We start from the raw sequence: 23,343 nt of genomic DNA, 5'->3' as shown, positions 1-23,343 counted from the left end.
GCATTCGGTTCCGGGCGTCTGCCGGCCCGCGGCGGGGCCGCGGACCGCAGATGTACCGGACAGCATGACGGAACCCTTCTTATCTTGTCAACGATGTGAAGAAAGTTTTCATTGCTGCAATATGCGGCGCCCGTGACGCCCTACAACCGCCAGACGCCGTTCGTGTTCAGCATGATCGAGTACACCGAGTCGGTGGCGGTCATGAACAGCCGGTTCCGCTTCGGGCCGCCGAAGACCAGGTTGGACACCGCCGGCTGCGGGACCGGGAGGGTGGCCAGGTGCGTGCCGTCGGGGTCGAAGCAGTGCACCCCGGCCGCGGCGGCCCAGACGCGGCCCTCGACGTCGACGCGCAGGCCGTCGAAGCGGCCGCCGGGGGACTCGGCGAACACCGCGCCGCCCGAGAGCCGGCCGTCGGCGACCGCGAAGGACCGGATGTGCCCGCCGGCGGTGTCGGCGATGTAGAGCGTCCGCTCGTCGGGGGAGAACGCGAGCCCGTTGGGGCGCTGGAAGTCGTCGGCGACCCGCGCGACCTCCCCCGTGTCCGGGTCGACCCGGTACACGTGGCAGCCGTCGATCTCCTGCTCCGCCCGGTGCCCTTCGTAGTCGCTGGTGATCCCGTACGGCGGGTCGGTGAACCACACCGCGCCCCGGGAGTCGACCACGACGTCGTTGGGGCTGTTGAACCGCTTGCCCTCCCACCGGTCGGCGAGCACGGTGACCGAGCCGTCCAGTTCGGTGCGGGTGACGCGCCGCCCGCCCTGCTCGCACGAGACGAGGCGGCCCTGCCGGTCGAGGGCGTGCCCGTTCGTGTAGCCGGCGGGGGAGCGGAAGACGCTGACCGAGCCGTCCGTCTCGTCCCAGCGCATCATCCGGTCGTTCGGGATGTCGCTGAACAGCAGGTACTTCCCGGAAGGCACGTAGACCGGCCCCTCCGTCCACCGGCCTCCGGAGAAGAGGCACTCAAGGTAGTCGTCGCCGCCGACGCTGAACCGGTCGTCGCGGACCTCGAACTGCACGGGCGTCTTGCTCAACGGGAACCTCCTGGGGCTGCGGTGATGTCGGAGCCGAACCTACGGCATCGAATGCCGTCGGCTCCCACCCTCTCGACATCGGACGCCGAACGGGCGGTGCCGCTTCATCGTGAAGGCAGGCTCCCCGAGCACTGGATGCCGCGCGACCGGTGATGCCACCGCAAGAGCCGCTGCGGCTGACCCGACACCGCCCGAACCGACGGGCGGCGGGTCCGGTCCGCCGGCGTTCGCCGTTCCCAGCGGCCGGGCGGTGCCGGTACCTGTCTGGTCGGCAAGGGCCGATAGCGTTTAGCATTGTCGAACGAAGGCAATGCTCGAACGCGGTCGGTTCTCGGACCGCGGGGCGGACCGGACCGGAACGGAGGCGGGCGGATGGCGAAGCACATCCAGTCGCTGGAGCGCGCGGCGGCGATGCTGCGGCTGCTCGCGGGCGGTGAGCGGCGCCTCGGCCTGTCGGACATCGCGTCGGCGCTGGGCCTGGCCAAGGCCACCGCGCACGGGATACTCCGGACGCTCCAGCACGAGGGCTTCGTGGAGCAGGACCCGGACTCCGGCCGCTACCAGCTCGGCGCCGAACTCCTGCGCCTGGGCACCACCTACCTCGACGTGCACGAGCTGCGCGCCCGCGCGCTGGTGTGGACCGACGACCTGGCCCGCTCGGGCGGCGAGGCGGTCTACCTCGGGGTGGTCCACCAGCAGGGCGTCCTCATCGTCCACCACGTCTTCCGCCCCGACGACAGCCGCCAGGTCCTCGAGGTCGGCGCCATGCAGCCGATGCACTCGACCGCGCTCGGCAAGGTGCTCACCGCCTTCGACCCGGTCGCGCACGCCGAGCTGGTCGACGCGAAGCGCGAGCCGTTCACGGCCCGCACGCTCACCGAGCTGCCCGACATCGAGCGGGTGCTGGAGCGGACCCGCGCCCAGGGCTACGCCACCGACATGGACGAGACCTGGGAAGGCGTGGCCTCGGTGGCCGCGCCGATCTTCGACCGCCACCGGCTCACGGTCGGCGCGGTCGGCATTACCGGCGCCGTCGAACGCATGTGCAGGGACGGTGAGCTGCGGCCCGAGCTCGTCGCGGCCGTCCGCGACACCGCCCGGTCGGTCTCGCGCGACCTCGGGGCCAAGCCCTTCTAGCGGTACGCCCGATTCCTCCGCTTCGCCACGGGACCGGTGTGGTCCTGCTATGCCTGTCTTGCAGGCGTTTCACATGGTTCGCGACTTGAAATGTGGCGGTCGTCACATACCTATTGACGAGCTGGTGCCAGAGGAGAACACTTTGCGTACGTCGGTCGGCATTGTCGAACGCTAAACGGCTTCAGCGTTCACTCCGCCCACCGGCCGGAACAAAAGCCCTTCCAACGAGGACGGCGCCCCCGGCACCGCTCTCGGGCACGGACAAAGGAGTCGCAAGTGTCCAACACAGACATCATCATCGGCGAGGTCGTCGGCACGGCCCTGCTGATCCTGCTCGGCGGCGGCGTGTGCGCCGCGGTCACCCTCAAGAAGTCCAAGGCCCAGAACGCCGGATGGCTCGCGATCACCTTCGGGTGGGGCTTCGCCGTGCTCACCGCCGCCTACGTCTCGGCCGGCGTCTCCGGCGCCCACCTCAACCCCGCGGTCACCATCGGCCTCGCCGTCACCGGCGGCACCCCCTGGGACCAGGTCCCCCTCTACATCGCCTCGCAGATGGTCGGCGCGATGATCGGCGCCTTCCTCGTCTGGGTCGCCTACTACGGCCAGTTCCAGGCCCACATGGCCGACCTCGCCCCGCAGCCCGACGCCGTCGAAGGCCCCGACGACGCCAAGGCCGGCCCGGTCCTCGGCGTCTTCTCCACCGGACCCGAGGTCCGCAACGCCGCCATGAACCTCGCGACCGAGGTCATCGGCACCTTCGTCCTCCTCATCGCGATCCTCACGCAGGGCCTCAACGACTCCGGCAAGGGCCTCGGCACGCTCGGCGTCCTCATCACCGCACTCGTCGTCGTCAGCATCGGCCTCTCCCTCGGCGGCCCGACCGGCTACGCCATCAACCCCGCGCGCGACCTCGGCCCGCGCATCGTTCACGCCCTGCTGCCCCTGAAGCACAAGGGCCGCTCGGACTGGGGCTACGCCTGGGTCCCGGTGGTCGGCCCGCTCGCCGGCGCCGCACTCGCCGGTCTGCTCTACAACGTTGCCTTCGCCTAGCCATGACGACACAATCGACGTATTCCGCCTCGACAACGATGTTTTGGAGCGCACCATGACCGACTCGCACAGCGGCCCGTTCATCGCGGCCATCGACCAGGGCACCACCTCCAGCCGGTGCATCATCTTCGACCGCGACGGCCGCATCGTCGCCGTCGACCAGAAGGAGCACGCCCAGATCTTCCCGAAACCGGGCTGGGTCGAGCACGACGCGGCCGAGATCTGGCGCAACGTCCAGGAGGTCGTCGCCGGGGCCATGGTCAAGGCCGGCGCCCGCCGCGACGACATCCTGGCGATCGGCATCACGAACCAGCGCGAGACGACCATGCTGTGGGACAAGCGCACCGGCCAGCCGGTCCACAACGCCATCGTCTGGCAGGACACCCGCACCGACGTGCTCTGCAAGCAGCTCGGCGGCGAGGTCGGCCAGGACCGCTGGCGCCGCGAGACCGGCCTGCCGCTGGCCGCCTACTTCGCCGGGCCCAAGATCGCCTGGCTCCTCGACAACGTCGAAGGGCTGCGCGAGAAGGCCGAGACCGGCGACATCCTCTTCGGCACCATGGACTCCTGGGTCATCTGGAACCTCACCGGCGGCGTGAACGGCGGCGTTCACGTCACCGACGTCACCAACGCCTCGCGCACCCTCCTGATGAACCTCGAGGACCTGAGCTGGAACGAGGAGATCGCCGCCGAGATGGGCGTCCCGCTCCAGGTCCTGCCCGAGATCCGCTCGTCCTCCGAGATCTACGGCGAGGTCACCGGCGGCACGCTCGGCCAGCTCCTCGGCGGCGTCCCCGTCGCCTCGGCCCTCGGCGACCAGCAGGCCGCCCTGTTCGGGCAGACCTGCTACTCCGTGGGCGAGGCGAAGTCCACCTACGGCACCGGCACGTTCATGCTCATGAACACCGGCGAGAAGCTCATCCACTCCGAGTCGGGCCTGCTCACCACCGTCGGCTACCGCATCGGCGACCAGGACCCGGTCTACGCGCTCGAGGGCTCCATCGCCGTCACCGGCTCGCTCGTCCAGTGGATGCGCGACCAGATGGGCCTCATCAGCACCGCCGCCGAGATCGAGACTCTCGCGATGTCGGTGGAGGACAACGGCGGCGCCTATTTCGTGCCGGCGTTCTCCGGGCTGTTCGCCCCCTACTGGCGCTCGGACGCCCGCGGCGTCATCGCGGGCCTGACCCGGTACGTCACCAAGGCCCACATCGCCCGCGCCGTCCTGGAGGCCACCGCCTGGCAGACCCGCGAGATCTCCGACGCCATGATCAAGGACTCGGGCGACGACCTCGTCGCGCTCAAGGTCGACGGCGGCATGACCTCGAACAACCTCCTGATGCAGTTCCTCGCGGACGTCCTCGACGCGCCCGTCGTGCGGCCGATGGTCGCCGAGACCACCTGCCTCGGCGCCGCGTACGCGGCCGGTCTCGCCGTCGGCTTCTGGAACTCCACCGACGACCTGCGCGCCAACTGGCGCCGCGCCGCCGAATGGACCCCGAACATGGACCCGGAACTGCGGGACCGGGAGTACAAGAACTGGCTCAAGGCCGTCGAGCGGACCATGGGCTGGCTGGAAGACTAAACACAGTGGATGAACCCGCTGTGGACGCACTGGTATCGAACACAGTGGAATGAGGAGTCGGCCATGACCACCTTGCAGCACCTCCCCGCCAACCGGGAGGACCCGACCGCGGTCCGCTACACCGAGCGGGCCGACCGGGCCGAGCAGCGAGAGCACCTGTCCAACACGACGTTCGACCTGCTCGTCATCGGCGGCGGCATCCTGGGCATCTCCACCGCCTGGCACGCCGCCCAGTCGGGGCTGCGGGTGGCCCTGGTCGACTCCGGCGACTTCGCCGGGGCGACCTCCTCGGCCTCCTCCAAGCTCCTCCACGGCGGCCTGCGCTACCTCCAGACCGGCGCCGTCAAACTCGTCGCGGAGAACCACTTCGAGCGCCGCGCCGTCACCCGCCAGGTGGCGCCGCACCTGTCCCGCCCGCTCACCTTCTACCTGCCGATCTACAAGCACGGCCCGCACAGCGCCGCCAAGATGGGCGCGGGCGTCTTCGCCTACTCCGCCCTCTCGGCCTTCGGCGACGGCGTCGGCCACCTGCTCAACCCGGCCAAGGCCCGCATGGCCGTGCCCGAGCTGCGCATCGACGACCTCAAGGCCGTCGCCGTCTACGGCGACAGCCAGATGAACGACGCCCGCATGGCCCTCATGACCGTGCGCGCCGCCGCCGACGCCGGAGCCGCGGTCCTCAACCACGCCGAGGTCACCGGCCTGCGGTTCACGAAGGGACGCGTCAGCGGTGCCGACCTCCGCGACCGCCGCGACGGCACCGAGTTCGGCGTCGACGCCCACGTCGTCCTCAACGCCACCGGGCCGTGGGTCGACCACCTGCGCCGCATGGAGGACGCCGGCGCCGACCCGTCGATCCGCCTCTCCAAGGGCGCGCACCTGGTCCTCAAGCGCACCGCCCACTGGAAGGCCGCGCTGGCGACGCCGATCGACCGGTACCGCATCACGTTCGCGCTGCCGTGGGAGGACATGCTCCTGCTCGGCACCACCGACGAGGAGTACGAGGGCGACCCCGGCGAGGTCGCGGTGACCGAGAAGGACGTCGCGCAGATCCTCGACGAGGCCGGCCACTCGGTCCGCCCCGAGCAGCTCCGGCGCGAGCTCATCACGTACTCGTTCGCGGGCCTGCGGGTCCTGCCCGGCGGGCCGGGCAGCACCGCGAAGGCCAAGCGCGAGACCGTCGTGACCGAGGGCCGCGGCGGGATGCTCTCGGTGGCGGGCGGCAAGTGGACCACGTTCCGCCACATCGGACGGACCGTGATGAAGAAGCTCGCCGAGATGCCGGGGTACACGATCGGCTCCGAGATGGAGCCCATGCGGAACCTGCCGCGGCGCCTGCCGCTGCCGGGCATCGCGAACCCGCACGCCGTCCAGCACCGGCTCCTCTCCGACGGCGGCGCGCCGCTGCCGAACCTCGGCGAGGACACCGCGAAGCACCTCGCGACCCACTACGGCTCGATCGCCTTCGACATCGCCCGCCTCGCGGGGGAGCACCCGGAGCTCGCCGAGCGCGTCCACCCGGACGCCCCCGAGATCTGGGCCCAGGTGGTCTACGCGCGCGACATGGAGTGGGCCGAGACGCCCGACGACGTCCTGCGCCGGCGCACCACCCTCACGATCCGCGGCCTCGACACGCCCGAGATCCGCGCCCGCGTCCAGACGCTGCTCGACCGGCGCTGACAGACCACGATTCCATGAGGGAGCACGGGGCCGACTCCGAAACCACACACTCGGAGGCGGCCTCGTCTTGACCCGCGGCCGGCCGGGTGTCGTACCTCCCCGTCATCGTTGCAACCGGGGCGCCTGCGGACCGAGTGTCCCCCGCATCCGGGTCGATCCGAGACCGGTCGTCCGGTCTGTCGTTCCTCCCCGTCATCGTTGCAACCGGGGGCGTCGGCGGATCGAGCAACACTCGCATAGGCCGTCTCCGGAGTGGACGGACCTCCGGATGTCACACCCCCGCGCCATGGTTGAAGCCGGGGGCGCCTGAGGATCGAGCATCACTCGCCTCCGAGGCCGGCGCCGCGGACCGGTCCTGCGATGTCGTACCTCCGCGCCATGGTTGAAGCCGGGGGCGCCTGGCGATCGAGTATTCCTCGCGTCCGGCCCGTTCAGTCGCGGCCGAGGTCGGGGTGGATCGCCACGAACAGCGAATACGGTTTGGCGCCCGGGCCCGGCTCGAGCTTGGTCAGCTCCGCGTAGAGGTCGCGGAAGCGCCGGTTGACCTCCGCGTACTGCTCCTCGTTCATCCGCAGGCCGATGCGGGCGACGTTGATCTGCGCGGGGTCGCCGAGCTGCGCCACCTCGGACTGGAACGCGTCGAGCATCGCCGTGGTCAGGTCCGAGTGGAACTCCTCGCCGAGCCGCAGCGCCCACGACTTCCGCGTCGCCAGGTACGGGATCTCCCGCGCCCCCCGCGCCCCCACCCGCTCCTCTTGCGCCGCAAGGAATCCGGTGTCGACGAGTTTGCGGACGTGGTGGAGCACGGTCGCCGGGTTCGATCCGAGCCGCTGCGCGATCTCCTTGTTCGTCAGGGCGCTGTCCAGGCACAGCCGCAGGATCCGCAGCCGCACCGCCGAGGCCACGGCCTTGGCCTCGGCCTCCGTCGCCAGCGGCCGGTCGTCCTTGAATCGCTCTGCGCTGCCCTGCTCTGCCACACCTTCATCTTAGGGCCCGCCCCGGCGATCCGAGCGATTGACAAAACCCAACCGATTGGGAATACTCAATCGCATGATCTCCATCGGCGACCCCGAAGCGCCCGCCGAGCGCGACCGCCTCGGCCTGCTCCGCGACCGCGACTTCCGCGACCTCTTCCTCTCCACCACCGTCGCGCAGTTCGGATACCAGATCACCTCGCTCGCCCTGCCGCTCGCAGCGGTCATCGCGCTCGACGTCAGCGAGTTCGAGGTCGGCGTCCTCTCCTCGATGACGATGATCGCCTTCCTGCTCATCGGCCTCCCCGCCGGCGCGTGGATCGACCGCATGCGCCGCCGCCGGGTCCTCATCGTCAGCGACATCGTGCGCGCCGCCGTCCTCTTCACCGTCCCCGCCGCCTGGTGGGCCGACGTCCTCACCATCTGGCAGCTCTACGCGGTCGCGCTCGTCATCGGCGTCTTCACGGTCTTCTTCGACGTCTCCTACCAGAGCTACCTGCCGCACCTCGTCGGCCGCGAGCACCTCGTCGAAGGCAACGCCAAGCTCGAGACCGTGCGCTCCACCGCCCAGCTCGGCGGGCCCGTCCTCGCCGGCCAGCTCATCGAGTGGCTCACCGCGCCCGTCGCGATCGCCTTCGACGCGGCCGCCATGGGCGCCTCGGCCCTGTTCCTCCTCCGCATCCGCCGCCGCGAACCCAAACCCCAGGTCGCCCACGGCTCCCGGATCGCCGCCGAGATCAAGGACGGCCTCAGGTTCGTCTTCGGGAACCGCATCCTCGCCTCGATCATCGCGTGCACCGGCTCCTGGAACCTCTGGATGGGCGCCTTCATGGCGATGATCGTCGTCTTCCTGCCCCGCGACCTCGGCATGACCCCCGGCGAGATCGGCCTGTTCTTCGCCCTCTTCGGCGTCGGCGGCGTCGCCGGCGCGTTCACCGTCGGCACCGCCACCCGTTGGCTGGGGGAGGGGCGCGTCGTCTGGGTCTCGGTCGCCGTCACCTCGCCGTGGATCCTCCTCATCCCCGCCGCCGAACCGGGCTGGCGGATCTGGATCGGCGCGCTGGCGATGGCGTTCGTCGGCATCGGCGGCGTGGTCTACAACGTGACGCAGGTGAGCTTCCGCCAGCGCCTGACCCCGGACGGGATGCTCGGCCGCATGAACGCCACGGTCCGCTTCCTGGTGTTCGGCGCCTACGCGGTCGGCTCGCTCGTCGGCGGCGTCCTCGGCCAGTACCTCGGTGCGCGGACCACGCTGTGGATCGCCGCGGCCGGGATCTGCACCGCGTTCCTCCCGGTCTTCTTCTCGCCCTTGCGGAACCTGCGCACGCTCCCCGAGCCCGAACCGGAACCGGCGGAGGCGGCCGCGTAGCGACCGCCTCCGCATGTGCCGGGTCCGCCTGGCGGCGAAAGCTGATGCCTCGTCAGCGCCTGCCGCCGCCAGGCGGACCCTTCGCCCGTTCAGGCCTCGACGGCCTTGGCGCGCTTGGCGACCGAGAGCTGGAGCAGGCCGATGGCGATGACGCCGACCGCGGTGGTGTAGTGGACGCCGAAGGCCATGGCGGCGCTGCCGCCGTGGGCCAGGATGAGCGAGCCGTCGCCGATCGGGATGAGCGCGGTGGCGATCAGGGCCCATCCGAGCGCGCGGCGTTCGCGGATGAGCAGCAGTACCAGGAGCACGACGGCCGAGCCGAGGTCGCGGGCGCCCTTGACGCTCAGGAACTCGGCGGCCTCGCCGGTGGGCCAGTGCGCGAACCCCATGCTCGGCGCGACGGCGGCGGGCGTGAGGAGGTACTGGAGGCCGAAGGAGAAGACGAAGAGGACGCTGAGGACGGTGAGGGCGTCGGCGGTGATGCGGCGGGCCATGGGGGGCTCCTTCAAAAGGTGACTAGGAAATCTAGCGTTGCTAGGAACATGAATGACGCTAGCATAGCTTCGCTCGGATGTCTAGCGGTGCTAGGATTGTGGCCATGGTTACCCAGCAGCGTCGCGAACGCGAACGCGCCCAACGCGAAGCGCTCATCGTCAGCGCCGCCCGCGACATGGCCGAGTCCGACGGCTGGCCGTCGGTGACGATCCGCAGGCTCGCCGAGCGCATCGAGTACAGCCAGCCGGTCCTCTACAGCCACTTCGCCGGCCGCGGCGCGATCATCGACGCCGTCGCCCTCCAGGGCATCGCCGAACTCACCGAGGTCTTCAAAGCGGCGCGGACCGCCGCCGGGCCGGGCGGCGCGCTCGCGGCCGTCGCGCAGGCCTACCTCGACTTCGCGGCCGCCAACCCGGCCGTGTTCGAAGCGATCTTCACCCTCGCGGACGGGCTGCCGTTCGGCGTCGACGCCCCCGAGGTCCTCAAAGCCGCCTTCGCCGAGCTGTTCGCGGTGTTCGCGCCGCTCGCGGGGGACCGCGACCCCGACGCCTTCACCGAGACCGGCTGGGCGGCGCTGCACGGCCTCGCGGCCCTGGGCCGCGGCGGCCGCCTGCGACCGGACCTCCAGGAGCAGCGCCTGGCGATCTTCCTGGAACGCTTCGGCAAGGCGTGAGGCCGTCACATCCGGGCCCGTCCGCGGGTCAGTAGCGTTGACCGACTTCGACGGAGGACCCATGAGCGACGCCATTGCAGCGCACGGCCCAGCGCAGCGCTTCGAGGAGCACCGCGACCACCTGCGCGCGGTCGCCTTCCGGATGCTCGGAAGCGCGAGCGAGGCCGACGACGCGGTGCAGGAGACCTGGATGCGCTTCGCGCGCACCGACACCGCCGACGTCGAGAACCTCCGCGGCTGGCTCACCACCGTCGTCTCGCGGGTGTGCCTGAACCTGCTCCGGTCCCGGCGGACCCGCCGCGAGGACGAGCTCGACGAGACCGTGCACGCGAACGCGCCCGCCGCCGTCGAGGGCCCCGAGGACCGGACGGTCATGGCCGACGAGGTCGGCCACGCACTCCAGGTCGTCCTGGACTCGCTCAACCCGGCCGAGCGGGTGGCGTTCGTGCTCCACGACCTGTTCGGCGTGCCGTTCGACCGGATCGCGCCGGTCCTCGACCGCACCCCCGAGGCCACCCGCCAGCTCGCCAGCCGCGCCCGCCGCCGGGTCGCCCGAGGCCGCGAGGGCGCGCCGGCCCCCGAGGCGCCGCCGCAGCGGTCGGTGGTCGAGGCGTTCCTCGCCGCCGCCCGCGAAGGCCGCTTCGAGGACCTCCTGGAAGTCCTCGACCCCGGTATCACGGTGGTCGCCGACGACGCCGCGGTCGCCACCGGCTTCGCCAGCCGGGAGGTCATCGGCGCGAAGCAGGTCGCCGCGATCTTCAACGGCCAGGCCCGCGCGGCGGTCCCGGTGCTGGTCGACGGCTACGTCGGCGCCATGTGGGCCCCGGGCGGCATCCCGCGCTCGGTGCTCGACTTCACCGTCGAGGACGGCCGGATCACCGCGATCGCCATCATGAACGATCCCGAGACCCTCGCCGTCCTCGAACTGGCACCGGCCGCCTGAGCGCTACAGGTCCGCGGCGACGGCCGTCGCGAGCTTCCGGTGCGAGCGGGACAGGTCGTCCAGGCTGCTCCGGAGCTCGCCCATCCACCCGTCGCCGCCGGCGCCCTCCACCGCGGCGGCGATGCGGACCAGCGAGCACACCGCGTGCACGCCGGCGAACAGCCGCAGGTGCGCCCGCTCGTCGTCGCCGAACGGTCGCATGCCGCGGTACCCGGCGAGGAACGCGTCGAAGCGCCCGCGGTGCGCGGCCCCGGGTTCGCCGTCAGGGCCGGTCAGGTCGCGCAGCGCGAAGGCGATGTCGGCCGCGTACCAGGACCGGGCGGCCTCGTCGAAGTCGAACGCGGTCGCCCTGCTTCCGCTCCAGGCGAGGTTGTCGAGCTCGAAGTCGCCGTGCACGATGCCGAACCCGGAGCGCGGCAGGCCGGCGAGCCGGTCGGACAGGCGCGCCGCGGCCGCCACGAGGGCGGGGTCCCCGGCGAACCGGTCGGGCACCTTGGCGAGTTCGGTGAACGCCTCCGGCAGCGCCACGTCGATCCCTTCGGCGGCCCGGTGGACCGCCGCGAGGGCGCGGCCCCAGTCCCGGGCGCCCGCCTCGGTGAGGTCCTCGACGTCGCGCTCACCGCCGGGCGCGGCCTCGACCACCATGGCGTGCATCGGTCCGAGCGGGGTCGGCACGGTCGCGGTCAAGGCGCCGGACCGGGCCGGGACCGGGCGGACCACGTCCGCACCGGCCCCGGCCAGCCGGTCCATCACCGCGCTCACCGCCGCGAACCGCTCTGCGCCCGCATACGCGTCGGGCACGAACCGCAGGTACCGCTTGCCGTCCGGATCGGGCAGGACGAACACATGGGAGGCGCTGGAGCGCCACCACTTCGCGGTCCCGGGCGGGTACCCCCAGGCGGCGGCGACCTCGTCGGCGACGGGGGAGTCCCACGCGTCGGAGACGGTCCGCTTCAATTCGTCGATCGCGATCAAAGGCATCATCGCCGCCAGTCTCACCGGCGCCGAACCCGACCGCAACCCGATTCCCGTTCGCAGCGGCGCAGCACCGTCCACATCGCCGCAATGCGGACGTCAGGCGGCGCTACTCGCGGAGCACCTTCACATCCCACGGGCCCAGCCGCAGCGGGTCGCCCGCGGCGTACTCGGCGCCGTCCAGGAGATCGACGGCCGCCGCCGGCAGTTCCACCTCCGCCTCCTCCCACGACCAGTTGTGCGCGAACCGGACCGTGCTCCCGTCGGCCGCGCGGCCGCTCGTCACGGTCACGCTCGGGTGCGCCGGGCGCCACCGGTCCTGCGGGGCGAGCCATTCGAACAGCGCCTTCGCGAACGCGTCGTTCGGGACCGTCCCGACATAGGTGACCCGGCCCAGCCCGTGGTCCTGCGTCGCGGCCGCCTTGAACTTCCCGAAGTGCGGGTGCGCGTACTCGGCCAGCGCCTCGGCCCCGTCGAGGTAGACGCCGTCGGCCCACTTGACCGCCGCCGCGTCCGGCCCGAGCTCGAGCGGGGAGTCCTCCGCGGCCCGCACCGGGACCGGACCGGTCAGGTTCGCGAACTCCTCGTACCAGACCCCCGCCGCCTCGTGCAGCCGCGCGGGCTTGACCTCGAGCCGCGCCCGCGCCTCCTGGTCGCCGTAGCCGGTGCGCGGGCCCAGCACCAGGTGCCCGCCCGCCGCCGCGTACCGGTCCATCCAGTCCAGCAGGCCGTCGTCGGCGGCGTAGATCCCCGCGGCCACGACCACCGGGAAGTCCGCGACCGCCGCGGCCGGGTCGCCGAGCTGCTCGGTGTGGACGATCCGCACCTGGAGCCCGGCATCGAAGGCGCCCTTGTAGAACGGCCCGGTGATCGACTCGAAGGAGCGGCGGTCGGGGCTCCCGTCGTCGTGCGCGAGCGCCGGCTGCGCCGCGAGCGCCCATTCGCTCGGCTTCGAGTACAGGACCGCGATGTCGGCGTCGGGGACCAGGCCGTCGAGGGCCGCGCCGGCCTTGCGCAGCTCCGCGCCGAGGCGCGCGAGCTCGCGGTAGACGCGGCCGGGGCGCTGGCTGTGGGGGAGGATCCCGCCCCAGTACGTCTCGGTTCCGAAGTGGAGGGTGTGCCAGTGCCAGTACTCGATCATCTTGGCGCCGCGCGAGACCAGCGCCCACGCGGCCTGGCGCCACTGCCCGTCGTATGCGGGGTGGTTGTCCCAGGGGCCGCCGATGGCCTGCGCGTTGGTCTCGGTGACCAGGAACGGCTCCTGGCGCGAGGAGTACATCCGGTCGGCCGAGTGGTAGAGCGCCCACGTCCCCTGGGTGCTCCAGTTCGCGGCGTCGCCGCCGCCGTCGTGCGGGAGCGCGAAGGCGTCCTGCATGCGGTAGTACGGGTTCCCGGCGGTCACGTCGAGCCGGCCGGCCAGCGCGCGGTCGTCGATCGCCGGGCGCGGGTAGGAGATGCAGGTGGTGACGAACTGGTCCTCGCGCGCGTACTCGCGGGCGATGTCGGCCTGCCAGCCGATGAACTCGGTGGTCAGCTCGGTCTGGAAGCGCCGCCACGCCTGCTCGTACTGCGGCTGCGCGTTCCCGTCGGGCGTCCACAGGTCGGCCCAGGTCGACAGCCGGTGCGACCAGTACACGAGGCCCCATTCGCGGTTGAGGGTCTCGACGTCGCCGTATTCGCGCCGCAGGTGGTCGGTGAACCGCTGGAACACGCCGTGGTTGTGGAAGAGGTGGAGGCCGGGCTCGTTGTCGACCTGGAAGCCGATCACGGCGGGGTGGTCGGCGTAGGTCGCGAGGATCTTGCGGATGGTCCGTTCGGCGTGGAACCTGAAGGCCGGGTGGGTGTAGTCGACCTCCTGCCTTCCGCCCCAGTCGATCCGCTCGCCGGTGCGGTGCTCGCCGGCGATCTCGGGGTACAGGCGGGCGAGCCACGGCGGGACGGCGTAGGTCGGGGTGCCGAGGACGACGCCGATGCCGCGCTCCTGCGCCCCGTCCAGGACCGGCCGCAGCCATTCCAGGTCGTACCGGTCGTTCTCGGGTTCCCAGGTGCTCCAGACGGACTCGCCGACGCGGATGACGGAGAACCCGGCCTCGGCCATGAGGTCGAGGTCGGTCTTGAGCCGCTGGAGCCCCTCCTCGCCGCCGAGGCCGCCGGCGGCGGCCGGCTGGTACTCGTAGTAGTAGGCGGCGCCGAAGAGGATCGGGTTGGGCCAGTTGGACATGTGCTTCCTTCGGGTGGTGCGGGTGTCGACCGGGACCGGTCCGGGTGCCGTCCTTGCGCGGCCCCGGACCGGCCGAGCTCACTGCTTGACGCTCCCGGAGACCAGGCCGGTCGTCCAGTAGCGCTGCAGGAAGAGGAACGCGATGATCAGCGGGAGGATCGAGACGAGCGACCCGGTGACCACCAGGGGTAGGTAGTCGCCGCTGGCCCCGCCCGACGTGGACGCCTGCCCCTGCCAGGCGGCGAGGCCGACGGTGACCGGGTACAGGTCGGGGTCGTTGAGCATGATGAGCGGCAGGAAGTAGTTGTTCCAGGTCTGCACCAGCATGAACAGCATGATGGTCGCGACGGCGGGCATGAGGAGCCTGCCGGTGACCTGGAAGAAGATCCGGAAGTCGCCGGCGCCGTCGATGCGGCCGGATTCGATGAGGCTGTCGGGGACGGCGCTGTCGGCGTAGATCCGCATGAAGTACAGCCCGAACGGGTGGCTGGCCATGGACGGCAGGATGATCGCCCACGGCGTGTCCGTCAGGCCCGCCTGGCTGAACAGCAGGTACGTCGGGATCGCGAGGGCCGTCGAGGGCACGGCCATGGCGCCGAGGACGCCCATGAACATGGCCTGGTTGCCTTTGAACCGGTACTTCGCGAACCCGTACCCGCCGAGCGCGGCCAGGAAGGTGCCGCCGGCGGCGGAGGCGACGGCGTACAGCAGCGAGTTGCCGAGCCAGGTGCCGAACGCGCCGTCGTCGACGGTGAACGTCTCCTTGACGTTGGTGAAGAGGCTGTTCTCCCCGCCGAACCAGAGCCCGAACGTCGAGAACAGGTCCTCTGAGGACTTCGTGGAGGCGATGACGAGCCACACCAGCGGCAGCAGGAAGTACGCGGCGGCCGCGAGCATCCCGACGGTGAGGACGGTGCTGCGCTTCGGGCGGGGCTTTCGGGGCCGCACCCGGGCGGCCGGCCCGGCCGGCGCCTGCGGTTGCTCGATGACGGTGCTCATGACCGGCTCCTGCGGTTGGTGGCGAGCATGAAGAGGTACGAGCCGGCCATGATGACGAAGCCGAGCACGAAGGACACGGCGGCCGCGTAGTTGTACTCCTGGCCGACGAACGCGAGGTTGTACGCGTAGAGGTTGGGCGTGTACTCGGCGATGATCACGTTGGGCGCCAAGGTCCGCATGATGCTGGGCTCGTTGAAGAGCTGGAAGCTGCCGATGACCGAGAAGACCATGCACAGGACGATCGCCGGCCGCAGCAGCGGGATCTTGATCGACCAGGCGATCCGCCAGGGCCCGGCCCCGTCGACGGAGGCGGCCTCGTACAGCTCGACGGGGATCGCCCGCAGGGCCGCGTACAGCAAGATCATGTTGTAGCCGGTGAACTCCCAGGTCACGATGTTCGCGATCGACCCGAGCATGAGGTCGGCGCCGAGGAAGTCCGGCGCGGTCGCGCCGATCCGGTCCGCGAACTGCGCGATGGGCCCGAAGTCGGGCCCGTAGAGGAAGCCCCACATGAGGGCGGCCACGACGCTCGGCACCGCGTAGGGCATGAAGATCGCCAGTCGCACGGTCCGCGAGAGCCGCACGAGCGCGCTGTCGAGCGCGAGCGCGAAGAACAGCGCCAGGGCCATCATGACCGGGACCTGGATGAGGAAGAACAGGGCGACCCGGCCCAGGCCGGCCATGAGCAGCGGGTCGGTGAAGGCCCGCGTGTAGTTGTCGAGGCCGACGAAGACGTTGCCGCCGATCATCTGCTCCCGGAAGAGGCTGAACCAGGCGGCGTACGCGAGGGGCACCAGGAACATCGCCGTGAAGGCGATCATGAACGGGGCGACGAACAGGTACCCGGTCCTGGCGTACCGGGGCCCCTTGCCGCCCTTGGTGTTCCGGCCCTTCGCGGCCGGCGCGGTCGCGGTCGCGGTCGCGGATTCGGTGCTCATGACGCCTCCTCCACGGTGAAGCCCTGGTACTCCGCGTACGCGGTGATGCGGTCGCGCCAGTCGCCGAGCGCGGCGGCGGCGTCGCCGCCTTCGGCGATGGCGGCGCCCACGGTGGCGCCGTAGTCGGCCCGCACCTGGTCGTTGAACGGCGGCCACTGGAATTCGGGCGAGACCGTCTCGCTGATCTGCGCGAACACCTCGTTGACCTTCTGGCCGCCGTAGAACTCCAGCTCCATGCCGGTGAACTCGGGGTCCTCCAGGAGCGCCTTGGTGGGCGGGAACAGGAACTGCTCGGTGGCCATGGCCTTGGTGCACTCGGGGTCGGTGTTGATGAACTGCGCGAAGACCGCGGCCTGGATCGGGTGCTCGGTGATGTTGAAGACGCCGTTCGTGGACCCGCCCCAGTTCCCGGCGGCCGGCCCGCCGGACTCCCACTGCGGCAGCGGGGCGGCCCGCCATTTGCCGCTGGTGGAGGCGGCGGTGGACTGGAGGAACACCGGGCCCCAGGCGGCGGTGAGCCACGTGGCGTACTTGCCGCGGTTCGCGGCCTGGTACCACTGGTCGCTGAAGTCGGGGTCGGTGGAGACCACGCCTTCGGCGACGAGTCCGGCCCAGTACTCGGCGACCCGCCGGACCGGCTCGGAGGTGACGTCGACGTTGAGGACGGGTCCCTCGGAGCCGGCGAACGGGTCGGCGCCGGCCTGCCAGAGGGAGCCGGCGAAGTACGCGCCCTGGCTGGGCGGGAAGTTCGCCAGATACACCTCGGGGTCGGCCCGGTGGAGCGCGCGGGCGGCCTCGGCGAACGCCTCCCACGTCTCGGGGACCTCGATGCCGTGCGCCTCGAAGATGTCGGCCCGGTAGAGCATCCCCATCGGACCGGTGTCCTGCGGGATCGCCCACACCTCCCCGCCGGGGCCGCTCACCTGCGCCCACACCCAGTCGACGAACCGGTCCTCCAGCTCGCCGGCGCCGTAGGGCCGCAGGTCCAGGAGGTGGTCGGTGATCGTGAACGCGGGGATCATCTCGTACTCGATCTGGGCCACGTCGGGCGCGCCGCGCCCGGCCCGCAGCGCGGTGCGGATCTTCGCGTAGTGGCCCGCCCCCTGCGCCGCGTTCGTCACGTCCACTGTGATGTCCGGGTACGCCTCCTCGAAGAGGGCGACCTGCTTCTCGATCCCGGGCACCCAGGTCCAGAAGTTCAGCTCGGTCGGGGTGCGCATGGCCTCGTCGATCTCGGCCCGGCTCACCTGCTCGGGCGGGTCGACGCGCTGGCGGGCGCAGGCGCCGAACGCGAGCGGGCTCGCGAGCGCGGCGGCGAGCCCCGTCCTTCGTCTGAAGCGGGGATTCATCGTGCGTCCTTTCCTGGCTCCTCGTTGAGCCGGTTCGGGGGCGGTGCGGTGGATCGGCGGACCACGAGCCGGCGATTCGCCTGCGGTGCGGCCGCGGGGACGGGCTCGGCGGTGCCGGCGGGCGCGCCGAGCCGGCGCAGGAGGACGCCGAGGCCGCGGACGGCGTCGGCGTCGAACTGCTGGCGGACGGTCGTCAGCGGAGGGTCGAGGTAGGCGGCGGCTGGGGTGTCGTCGAAGCCGGTGACGCTGACCCGCTCGGGGACGCGGAGGCCCGCTTCGGTGAAGGCGCGGATCAACCCGAGCGCCATGTCGTCGTTCGCGCAGGCCACGGCGGTCACGTCCGGTTCGCGCAAGAGCCGGCGGCCGGCCTCGTACCCCGAGGCGGGGGTCCAGTCGCCCTCGACGGGCGGCGGCGGTTCGATGCCGCGGTCCTCGTGCGCGGCCCGCCAGCCGTCGACGCGCTCGCGCGCGGCGAACCACGTGGCGGGCCCGGCGACGTGCCACACCCGCTCGTGCCCGAGGTCGAGGAGGTGCTCGACGACCGCGCGGGTCGCGTCGGCGTTGAAGTCGCCCGGCAGCAGGTTCTCGGCCGGGGGGATGCTCCTGCCGAAGCTGTAGACCGGCACGTTCGGGTCGACCCGGAGCTCCACGCCCTCGTCGACCGGGTCCGAGAGGATGATGGCGTCCACGCCTTGGCGCAGCAGCCAGTCGACCGCGTCGCCGATCGAGTCCGGTTGGCCCTCAAGGGTATTCGCGACCATGACCGAGATCCCGGCGGCCCGGGTGGCGCGCTCGATCGCCACCTGCAGCGACGCGGGCCCGTACAGGGCGGTGCCGAGCGCGACCACGCCGATGCGCCCGAACCGGCCGGTGATGAGCGCCCGCGCGGCCGTGTTCGGCCGGAACCCCAGCTCCCGCGCCGCCCGCAGGACCTTCTCGCGGACCTCGTCGGAGACGTACCGCTCGTTGTTGACCACGCGGGAGACGGTCTTCTGCGAGACCCCGGCGAGGCGGGCCACGTCGGTCATGCCGGGCGGGCGGCGCCGGGCCGAGGTCTCGCCCGGGGGAGTCGTGGGGGGCATAGGGGTCCATATCGCTCTGACTACGTTGTCAGATGGAACCTACGTCACATCCCGCGCCCATGTCAAGACCGCCGCCGCGCGACAGCGACCTACCCGAAGTCCTGCCCCAGCGCGCGGTCCGGCACCTCGACCGCCTCGGCCTCCGGTTCCGCCTCCGCCAGCTCCCCGAGCCGCAGCGGCGACGCGATCCGCCGCCGCGCGAACGCCGTACCGTCCAGACCCGCCAGCTCGGCCACGTTCCGCCCGCACACCCGCCCCTGGCACAGCCCCAGTCCCGCGCCGCTCGCCAGCTTCAGCGACCGCACCCCGCCCAGGTCCCGCTCGTCGACCGCCGACATCAGCCGCCGCAAGTCGACCTCCTCGCACCGGCACACGATCGTGTCGTCCCGCAGCCAGTCCGTCCAGCCCCCCCGCACCGGGTACGCCGCCTCCAGCGCCGCCGCGAACCGCCGCCCCGACCGCACCCGCGCCATCGCCCCCAGCGGCGGATCCACCACCGCCCCGAGCCGTTTCGCCGCCGCCGCACCGGCCACCGCACCCTCGGACGCCGCCAGGTCCGCCCCGCCGATCCCCGTCACCTCCCCGGCCGCGAACACCCCCGGCGCCGAGGTGCCCTGCGCCGCGTCGACCGCGACGAACCCGCCCTCGATCCGGCACCGCGCCGCCACCGCCAGCTCGAGCTGCGGCGTGAACCCGAACCCGACCGCCACCGCGTCCACCTCGACGCGCCGCTCCGACCCCGGCACCGGCGTCCACTCCCGGTCCAGCCGCGCCACCGTCACCGACTCGACCCACTCGGACCCGTGCGCCCGCACCACCGCCGTCCGCGACCGGTACGGCACCCGGTGCCGCGCCAGCGCCGAGACGTGCCGCGCCAGCTCCGGCAGCTTCGGCCAGCCCGCGAACACGCCCCGCGGCCGCGACAGCCAGCCCGTCACCGCCGCGTTCGCCTCCGCGACCTCGACCACCCGCGCGCCCGCGGCCGCCAGCGACGACGCCACCGGCAGCAGGAACGGACCCGTCCCGGCCACCAGCACCCGGTCGCCCGCCGCGACGCCCTGGCCCTTCGCCATCGCCTGTGCCCCACCGGCGGTGAACACCCCCGGCAGGTCCCAGCCCGGGAATGGCAGCACCCGGTCGAACGCACCCGTGGCCAGCACCAGCGCCCGCGTCTCCAACACCCGGCCTGTGCGCGACGGATCGTCCGCCGCGCCGATCCGCAGGTGCACCCGGTGCCCGCCGTGGATCGGCTCCACCGCCCACACCGCCGCGTCCGGCACGTGCTCGACCCCGCCCGGGAACGAGAACCGGTCCTCGGACGCCAGCGCGTCCTGCCGGAAGTACTGCCCGCCGAGCTTCGGCCCCGCGTCCACGAGCACGACCTCGACCCCCAGCGCCGCGGCGGCCCGCGCCGCCGCCAGCCCCGCCGGGCCCGCCCCGATCACCACCACCCGGTTCACGACGGCAGCTCCGCCCCGGCCTGCGGCCGGATGTCGTCCCCGTCCGCGACCACGCGCTGGCAGGCCCGCACGTCCGGCACCCCGTTCACCTTCACCAGGCAGTCGAAGCACACCCCGATCCCGCAGAACAGGCCCCGCGGGCGGCCCGCGACGCGGGTCGTCCGCCACGACCGGACGCCGCGCGCGGTCAGCACCGCCGCGACCGTCTGGCCCTCCCGGGCCTCGATCTCCTCGCCGTCCCAAGTCACCCTCACGTGCGCACCTCCGCCATCAGCGCCGGCCGGTCCACCCGGAACGGGACCGGGTCCACCTCGGGCCGCCGCCCGTCCATCAGGTCCGCGAGCAGCCGCCCCGTCGCCGGCGCCAGCCCGATGCCCGCGCCCTCGTGCCCGCTCGCGTGCCAGAGCCCGCGCATCCGCGGGTCCTCGCCGATCACCGGCAGATGATCGGGCGTGTACGGCCGGAACCCGCCGTACGCGCGCATCACCGGGACCCCTTCGAGGACCGGGAACAACCGGATCGCGTTGCGCGCCAACCGCCGCAGCACCTCGACCTCCAGCGAGTCGTCGAACCCGACGCGCTGGCGGCTCGACCCGATGAGGACCGTGCCCGCCGCCGTGGACTCCACCACGGTCGACACCTGCAGGTCCACGTCCCCGCTCGACACGGCCGCGACGTAGTCGGCGGCGTACACCTTCCGGCGCACCAGCGGCGGCAGCGGCGCGGTCACCAGGATCATGCCGCGCCGCGGCATGACCTCGATCGGTGCGCCCGCGGCCACGGAGAAGTGCCCGGCCCAGGGCCCGCACGCGTTCACGACCGCCCCGCACGGCACCGCCGCGCCGCCGATCCGCACCCCGGCGACCCTGCCGCCCCGGACGACGAGCCCGTCCGCCTCCACGCCGCCGACCACCGCGCCGCCGCGGGCGCGCACGGCCGCGAGCAGCGCCGTCGCCGCCAGCACCGGGTGCAGTTGGGCGTCCTCGGGGTAGTGCGCCGCGGCCGTGACCGTCCCGGTCAGGTGCGGTTCGAGCTTCCGGGCGCCTTCGGGTCCGAGGGAGTGGACTTCGACGCCGGCCTCGCGCTGCGCGTCGGAGATGATCCGCAGCGAGCCGACCGAGTCGGGGCTGGTGGCGACCACCAAGCCGCCCTTGGCCTCCCACTCGACGTCGGCGAGGTCGCCCAGTTCGCCGCGCAGCGACTCCAGGAGCGCCGGCCAGCGGCGCCGGGCCGCGAGCGCCAGCGCCAGTTCGGGGCCGGGGGCCTTGTCGGACAGCAGCACGTTGCCTTCACCGGAGGCGGTGGTCGCCCCCGCCGGCGCGCCCCGGTCGACCACGAGCACGCGCCGCCCGGCCCGGCTCAGCGCCTCGGCGCAGGCGGCGCCGATGATCCCGGCGCCCACCACGACCACGTCGGCGGATTCGATCGGACTCACCCCCGTCCTCACTACGGCCGGGTGACAGTATGCCCGATCGCGCCCCGGATATGCGCATTCCGGACGTCTGCGCGCGGCCGGTCCGGCTCCCGGATGGTGAAAACCCCGCTGCCCTTGGGCGCCTGCGTTCCTAGTCTGGCGGGCGACGAAGGAGACACGATGGCTTATCCGCTCGACGGCCCCCTCCTCGACGGCCCGGTCCTCGAAGGGGATCTGGTGCGCCTCGAACCCCTCGGCCGCCGCCATGCCGGCGACCTCGCCGAGGCCGCCGAGGAGGACCGCTCGCCCTACGGCTTCACGTGGGTGCCGCGGGCCGGCGAGGTCGCCGACTACATCGACCAGCAGCTCGAACGCCGCGACCAGGGCCGGCTCGCCCCCTACGCGCAGATCGCGGCCGCCACGGGCCGGGCCGTCGGCGCGACCGCGCTGTGGGACCCGCGCTCGCTCCCGGGGCGCGGCCTGTACGCCGTGGAGGTCGGCTTCACCTGGCTCGGTGCCTCCGCCCAGGGCACCGGCGTCAACGCCGAGGCGAAGCTGCTGCTCTTCCGGCACGCGTTCACCGCCCTCGGCGTCGACCGCGTCGACCTGAAGACCGACGCCCGCAACGCCCGCTCCCGCGCGGCGATCGAAGCGGTCGGCGCCCGCTTCGAAGGCGTCCTGCGCAACTGGTCCCGCTCCTGGGCGCCCGGCGAGGACGACCTCCTCCGCGACTCCGCGATGTTCTCGATCGTGCGGGAGGAGTGGCCCGAAGCCGAAGCGGCCCTTGAGCAGCGCATCGCGCGGATCAGGGGGGCGCGGATGAAGGGGCGCGGTTCGGGGACCGCGGATGAGCGGGCGCCGGAACGCCCGCTCACCGGCGGTCAAGGAAGCCGGTGAACGGGCCGGATAGCGCCCGCTCCAGCCGGGTCTTCGGGTGCGCCTGCGGTTTCCGAAGGCCATCGCGGCCTCGGTGAGGCCCGCGAGCGCGCATTCGCGCAGCGGACTCGAACCCGCCTTGCCCGCCTGCGGGACCGGTGCTAGGCCCCGAGGGCGGTGTCGAGCGGCGACGCCCCGATGCCGAACGCGTCGCGGATGTCGCCGTCGTCGACGATGTACGGCCGCGACGACATGTACGCCATCTCCGCGAACTCGCTCCACAGGGGATCGGTGAACGCGAGCAGGGCCGCCTCCCGCTCGGTCAGCTCCGCCAGCCGCGGCTCGGGGGCGCCGCGCAGTTCCGCGAGCCGGGTCGCGACCTCGCGGACCGTGGCGGTCAGGACCGGCGCGTGCCACGCCCTGCCCCACGCGGTCTCGCTGCGCGCCAAGGCGACCAGAGCGGCGGCGGCGTCCTCGGTGTACGTGAACGAGTGCTGGGCGTCGGGATTGCCGTCCACGAGCGCGAGCTCTCCTCTGAGGACGTTCGGCTCGACCATAAGGTTGAAGGGGGAGTACGCGCCCGGTCCGAGGAACTGGCCGGCGCGCAGCTCGGTGACGCGCAGGCGCCCTTCGTCGTGGGCGGCCTTCGCCCGCCGCCACAGCTCGGCCCGGACCTTCCCCTTGCGGGTGACCGGCTCCATCGGCGTCCGCTCGCTCACCGGTGAGGTGGGGCGGTACCCGTAGTGGTTCCCGAGCATCACGTAGTCGGCGCCGGCCTTCTCGGCCGCGGTGAGGATCGAGTCGAACAGGGGCGGCATCAGCTCCGGCCACGTGTGGTACGCGGTCATGGCCGCGTTGACCACGGTGTCCGCGCCCTGGACCGCCTCGATGAGGGCCGGGGTGTCGGTCGCGTCGAGGGCGATCCGCTCGACGCCGTCGGGCCCGCCGCCGCTGCGGGAGACCATCCGGACCCGGTCGCCGCTCGCGGCCAGGCGCCTGGCGGTCGCGACGGCGACCGCCCCGCGTCCGATGATGACTCGCTCTGCCATGGGAATGCTCCATTCGCTTGTGTCCGTAAAGGAAAGCGGTGGG

General features: G+C 72.3%; 21 protein-coding genes. 8 read left to right on the top strand and 13 right to left on the bottom strand.

The window, feature by feature from the left end; genetic code table 11:
- Window positions 1-140 precede the first annotated feature (140 nt).
- Window positions 141-1,031: an SMP-30/gluconolactonase/LRE family protein gene (locus tag GFD30_RS18855; protein ID WP_153026736.1), complete on the bottom strand. Its 891-nt coding sequence runs from the start codon at window positions 1,029-1,031 to the stop codon at window positions 141-143.
- Between the two features lie 372 nt (window positions 1,032-1,403).
- On the opposite strand from GFD30_RS18855, the gene GFD30_RS18850 reads away from it, so the two are divergent.
- The 4 genes from GFD30_RS18850 to GFD30_RS18835 all read left to right on the top strand — a co-directional run bounded on the left by GFD30_RS18850 (window position 1,404) and on the right by GFD30_RS18835 (window position 6,483).
- Complete coding sequence (locus tag GFD30_RS18850) at window positions 1,404-2,168, top strand: IclR family transcriptional regulator (RefSeq protein WP_153026735.1); 765 nt, start codon at window positions 1,404-1,406, stop codon at window positions 2,166-2,168.
- A gap of 276 nt (window positions 2,169-2,444) precedes the next feature.
- Window positions 2,445-3,218 (top strand): MIP/aquaporin family protein, encoded by a 774-nt coding sequence (locus GFD30_RS18845; RefSeq protein ID WP_322633399.1) that lies wholly within the window; start codon window positions 2,445-2,447, stop codon window positions 3,216-3,218.
- 55 nt (window positions 3,219-3,273) lie between these two features.
- Window positions 3,274-4,803 carry a glycerol kinase GlpK gene (gene glpK / locus GFD30_RS18840; protein ID WP_153026734.1) on the top strand — a complete coding sequence of 510 codons (1,530 nt, stop codon included), beginning with the start codon at window positions 3,274-3,276 and terminating at the stop codon, window positions 4,801-4,803.
- Window positions 4,804-4,866: 63 nt separating this feature from the next.
- Window positions 4,867-6,483, top strand: a complete 1,617-nt coding sequence (locus GFD30_RS18835; protein ID WP_153026733.1) for a glycerol-3-phosphate dehydrogenase/oxidase — start codon at window positions 4,867-4,869, stop codon at window positions 6,481-6,483.
- A 431-nt stretch (window positions 6,484-6,914) separates the two neighbouring features.
- Here the strand turns inward: GFD30_RS18835 and GFD30_RS18830 are convergent, their stop codons facing one another.
- Complete coding sequence (locus GFD30_RS18830) at window positions 6,915-7,460, bottom strand: ArsR/SmtB family transcription factor (protein WP_322633398.1); 546 nt, start codon at window positions 7,458-7,460, stop codon at window positions 6,915-6,917.
- A 73-nt stretch (window positions 7,461-7,533) separates the two neighbouring features.
- Here GFD30_RS18830 and GFD30_RS18825 point away from each other — a divergent pair, with 73 nt between their 5' ends.
- The gene (locus GFD30_RS18825) at window positions 7,534-8,826 is read left to right on the top strand and encodes an MFS transporter (protein WP_153026732.1); all 1,293 of its coding nucleotides are present in this window, start codon (window positions 7,534-7,536) and stop codon (window positions 8,824-8,826) included.
- A gap of 89 nt (window positions 8,827-8,915) precedes the next feature.
- On the opposite strand, the gene GFD30_RS18820 is transcribed toward GFD30_RS18825, so the two are convergent.
- Window positions 8,916-9,320, bottom strand: a complete 405-nt coding sequence (locus tag GFD30_RS18820) for a DUF4267 domain-containing protein (RefSeq protein WP_153026731.1) — start codon at window positions 9,318-9,320, stop codon at window positions 8,916-8,918.
- A 104-nt stretch (window positions 9,321-9,424) separates the two neighbouring features.
- On the opposite strand from GFD30_RS18820, the gene GFD30_RS18815 reads away from it, so the two are divergent.
- Complete coding sequence (locus GFD30_RS18815; RefSeq protein WP_153026730.1) at window positions 9,425-9,994, top strand: TetR/AcrR family transcriptional regulator; 570 nt, start codon at window positions 9,425-9,427, stop codon at window positions 9,992-9,994.
- A gap of 61 nt (window positions 9,995-10,055) precedes the next feature.
- Window positions 10,056-10,937 carry a sigma-70 family RNA polymerase sigma factor gene (locus GFD30_RS18810; protein ID WP_153026729.1) on the top strand — a complete coding sequence of 294 codons (882 nt, stop codon included), beginning with the start codon at window positions 10,056-10,058 and terminating at the stop codon, window positions 10,935-10,937.
- 3 nt (window positions 10,938-10,940) lie between these two features.
- Here the strand turns inward: GFD30_RS18810 and GFD30_RS18805 are convergent, their stop codons facing one another.
- From GFD30_RS18805 to GFD30_RS18765, 9 genes are all read right to left on the bottom strand, one after another.
- Entirely contained in the window at window positions 10,941-11,921 is a 981-nt protein-coding gene (locus tag GFD30_RS18805) for a phosphotransferase enzyme family protein (protein WP_153026728.1), read from the bottom strand.
- Between the two features lie 100 nt (window positions 11,922-12,021).
- The gene (locus GFD30_RS18800) at window positions 12,022-14,133 is read right to left on the bottom strand and encodes a beta-galactosidase (RefSeq protein WP_153026727.1); all 2,112 of its coding nucleotides are present in this window, start codon (window positions 14,131-14,133) and stop codon (window positions 12,022-12,024) included.
- Between the two features lie 78 nt (window positions 14,134-14,211).
- A complete protein-coding gene (locus GFD30_RS18795) occupies window positions 14,212-15,132 on the bottom strand; it encodes a carbohydrate ABC transporter permease (protein WP_153026726.1) in 921 nt (306 codons plus the stop codon).
- Window positions 15,129-16,070, bottom strand: coding sequence for a carbohydrate ABC transporter permease (locus GFD30_RS18790; protein WP_153026725.1), 942 nt, complete (start codon window positions 16,068-16,070; stop codon window positions 15,129-15,131). The genes GFD30_RS18795 and GFD30_RS18790 overlap by 4 nt, the downstream gene beginning before the upstream one ends.
- Entirely contained in the window at window positions 16,067-17,419 is a 1,353-nt protein-coding gene (locus GFD30_RS18785; RefSeq protein ID WP_153026724.1) for an extracellular solute-binding protein, read from the bottom strand. Before GFD30_RS18785 ends, GFD30_RS18790 begins: the two co-directional genes overlap by 4 nt.
- The gene (locus GFD30_RS18780; RefSeq protein WP_227996627.1) at window positions 17,416-18,501 is read right to left on the bottom strand and encodes a LacI family DNA-binding transcriptional regulator; all 1,086 of its coding nucleotides are present in this window, start codon (window positions 18,499-18,501) and stop codon (window positions 17,416-17,418) included. Before GFD30_RS18780 ends, GFD30_RS18785 begins: the two co-directional genes overlap by 4 nt.
- 89 nt (window positions 18,502-18,590) lie before the next feature.
- Window positions 18,591-19,961 (bottom strand): FAD/NAD(P)-binding oxidoreductase, encoded by a 1,371-nt coding sequence (locus GFD30_RS18775; protein WP_322633397.1) that lies wholly within the window; start codon window positions 19,959-19,961, stop codon window positions 18,591-18,593.
- The gene (locus tag GFD30_RS28030; protein WP_322633396.1) at window positions 19,958-20,215 is read right to left on the bottom strand and encodes a (2Fe-2S)-binding protein; all 258 of its coding nucleotides are present in this window, start codon (window positions 20,213-20,215) and stop codon (window positions 19,958-19,960) included. Before GFD30_RS28030 ends, GFD30_RS18775 begins: the two co-directional genes overlap by 4 nt.
- A complete protein-coding gene (locus GFD30_RS18765) occupies window positions 20,212-21,387 on the bottom strand; it encodes an NAD(P)/FAD-dependent oxidoreductase (protein ID WP_407649099.1) in 1,176 nt (391 codons plus the stop codon). The genes GFD30_RS28030 and GFD30_RS18765 overlap by 4 nt, the downstream gene beginning before the upstream one ends.
- A 168-nt stretch (window positions 21,388-21,555) precedes the next feature.
- On the opposite strand from GFD30_RS18765, the gene GFD30_RS18760 reads away from it, so the two are divergent.
- Window positions 21,556-22,272, top strand: a complete 717-nt coding sequence (locus tag GFD30_RS18760; RefSeq protein ID WP_153026722.1) for a GNAT family N-acetyltransferase — start codon at window positions 21,556-21,558, stop codon at window positions 22,270-22,272.
- Between the two features lie 140 nt (window positions 22,273-22,412).
- Here the strand turns inward: GFD30_RS18760 and GFD30_RS18755 are convergent, their stop codons facing one another.
- Window positions 22,413-23,300, bottom strand: a complete 888-nt coding sequence (locus GFD30_RS18755) for an NAD-dependent epimerase/dehydratase family protein (RefSeq protein WP_153026721.1) — start codon at window positions 23,298-23,300, stop codon at window positions 22,413-22,415.
- Between the last annotated feature and the right edge of the window lie 43 nt (window positions 23,301-23,343).

This window comes from Glycomyces albidus, assembly GCF_009451885.1.
In the GTDB taxonomy this organism is placed as follows: domain Bacteria; phylum Actinomycetota; class Actinomycetes; order Mycobacteriales; family Micromonosporaceae; genus Glycomyces; species Glycomyces albidus.
The sequence above is the reverse complement of the archived record's forward strand: the minus strand, read 5'-3'. Positions and strand labels throughout refer to the sequence as shown.

Coding starts and splice junctions, on each gene's coding strand:
- GFD30_RS18795 (WP_153026726.1), bottom strand. CDS start 15,132: ATGAGCACCGTCATCGAGCAACCGCAGGCGCCGGCCGGGCCGGCCGCC.
- GFD30_RS18805 (WP_153026728.1), bottom strand. CDS start 11,921: ATGATGCCTTTGATCGCGATCGACGAATTGAAGCGGACCGTCTCCGAC.
- GFD30_RS18850 (WP_153026735.1), top strand. CDS start 1,404: ATGGCGAAGCACATCCAGTCGCTGGAGCGCGCGGCGGCGATGCTGCGG.
- GFD30_RS18815 (WP_153026730.1), top strand. CDS start 9,425: ATGGTTACCCAGCAGCGTCGCGAACGCGAACGCGCCCAACGCGAAGCG.
- GFD30_RS18780 (WP_227996627.1), bottom strand. CDS start 18,501: ATGCCCCCCACGACTCCCCCGGGCGAGACCTCGGCCCGGCGCCGCCCG.
- GFD30_RS18820 (WP_153026731.1), bottom strand. CDS start 9,320: ATGGCCCGCCGCATCACCGCCGACGCCCTCACCGTCCTCAGCGTCCTC.
- GFD30_RS18800 (WP_153026727.1), bottom strand. CDS start 14,133: ATGTCCAACTGGCCCAACCCGATCCTCTTCGGCGCCGCCTACTACTAC.
- GFD30_RS18755 (WP_153026721.1), bottom strand. CDS start 23,300: ATGGCAGAGCGAGTCATCATCGGACGCGGGGCGGTCGCCGTCGCGACC.
- GFD30_RS18790 (WP_153026725.1), bottom strand. CDS start 16,070: ATGAGCACCGAATCCGCGACCGCGACCGCGACCGCGCCGGCCGCGAAG.
- glpK (WP_153026734.1), top strand. CDS start 3,274: ATGACCGACTCGCACAGCGGCCCGTTCATCGCGGCCATCGACCAGGGC.
- GFD30_RS18760 (WP_153026722.1), top strand. CDS start 21,556: ATGGCTTATCCGCTCGACGGCCCCCTCCTCGACGGCCCGGTCCTCGAA.
- GFD30_RS18825 (WP_153026732.1), top strand. CDS start 7,534: ATGATCTCCATCGGCGACCCCGAAGCGCCCGCCGAGCGCGACCGCCTC.
- GFD30_RS18835 (WP_153026733.1), top strand. CDS start 4,867: ATGACCACCTTGCAGCACCTCCCCGCCAACCGGGAGGACCCGACCGCG.
- GFD30_RS18810 (WP_153026729.1), top strand. CDS start 10,056: ATGAGCGACGCCATTGCAGCGCACGGCCCAGCGCAGCGCTTCGAGGAG.
- GFD30_RS18785 (WP_153026724.1), bottom strand. CDS start 17,419: ATGAATCCCCGCTTCAGACGAAGGACGGGGCTCGCCGCCGCGCTCGCG.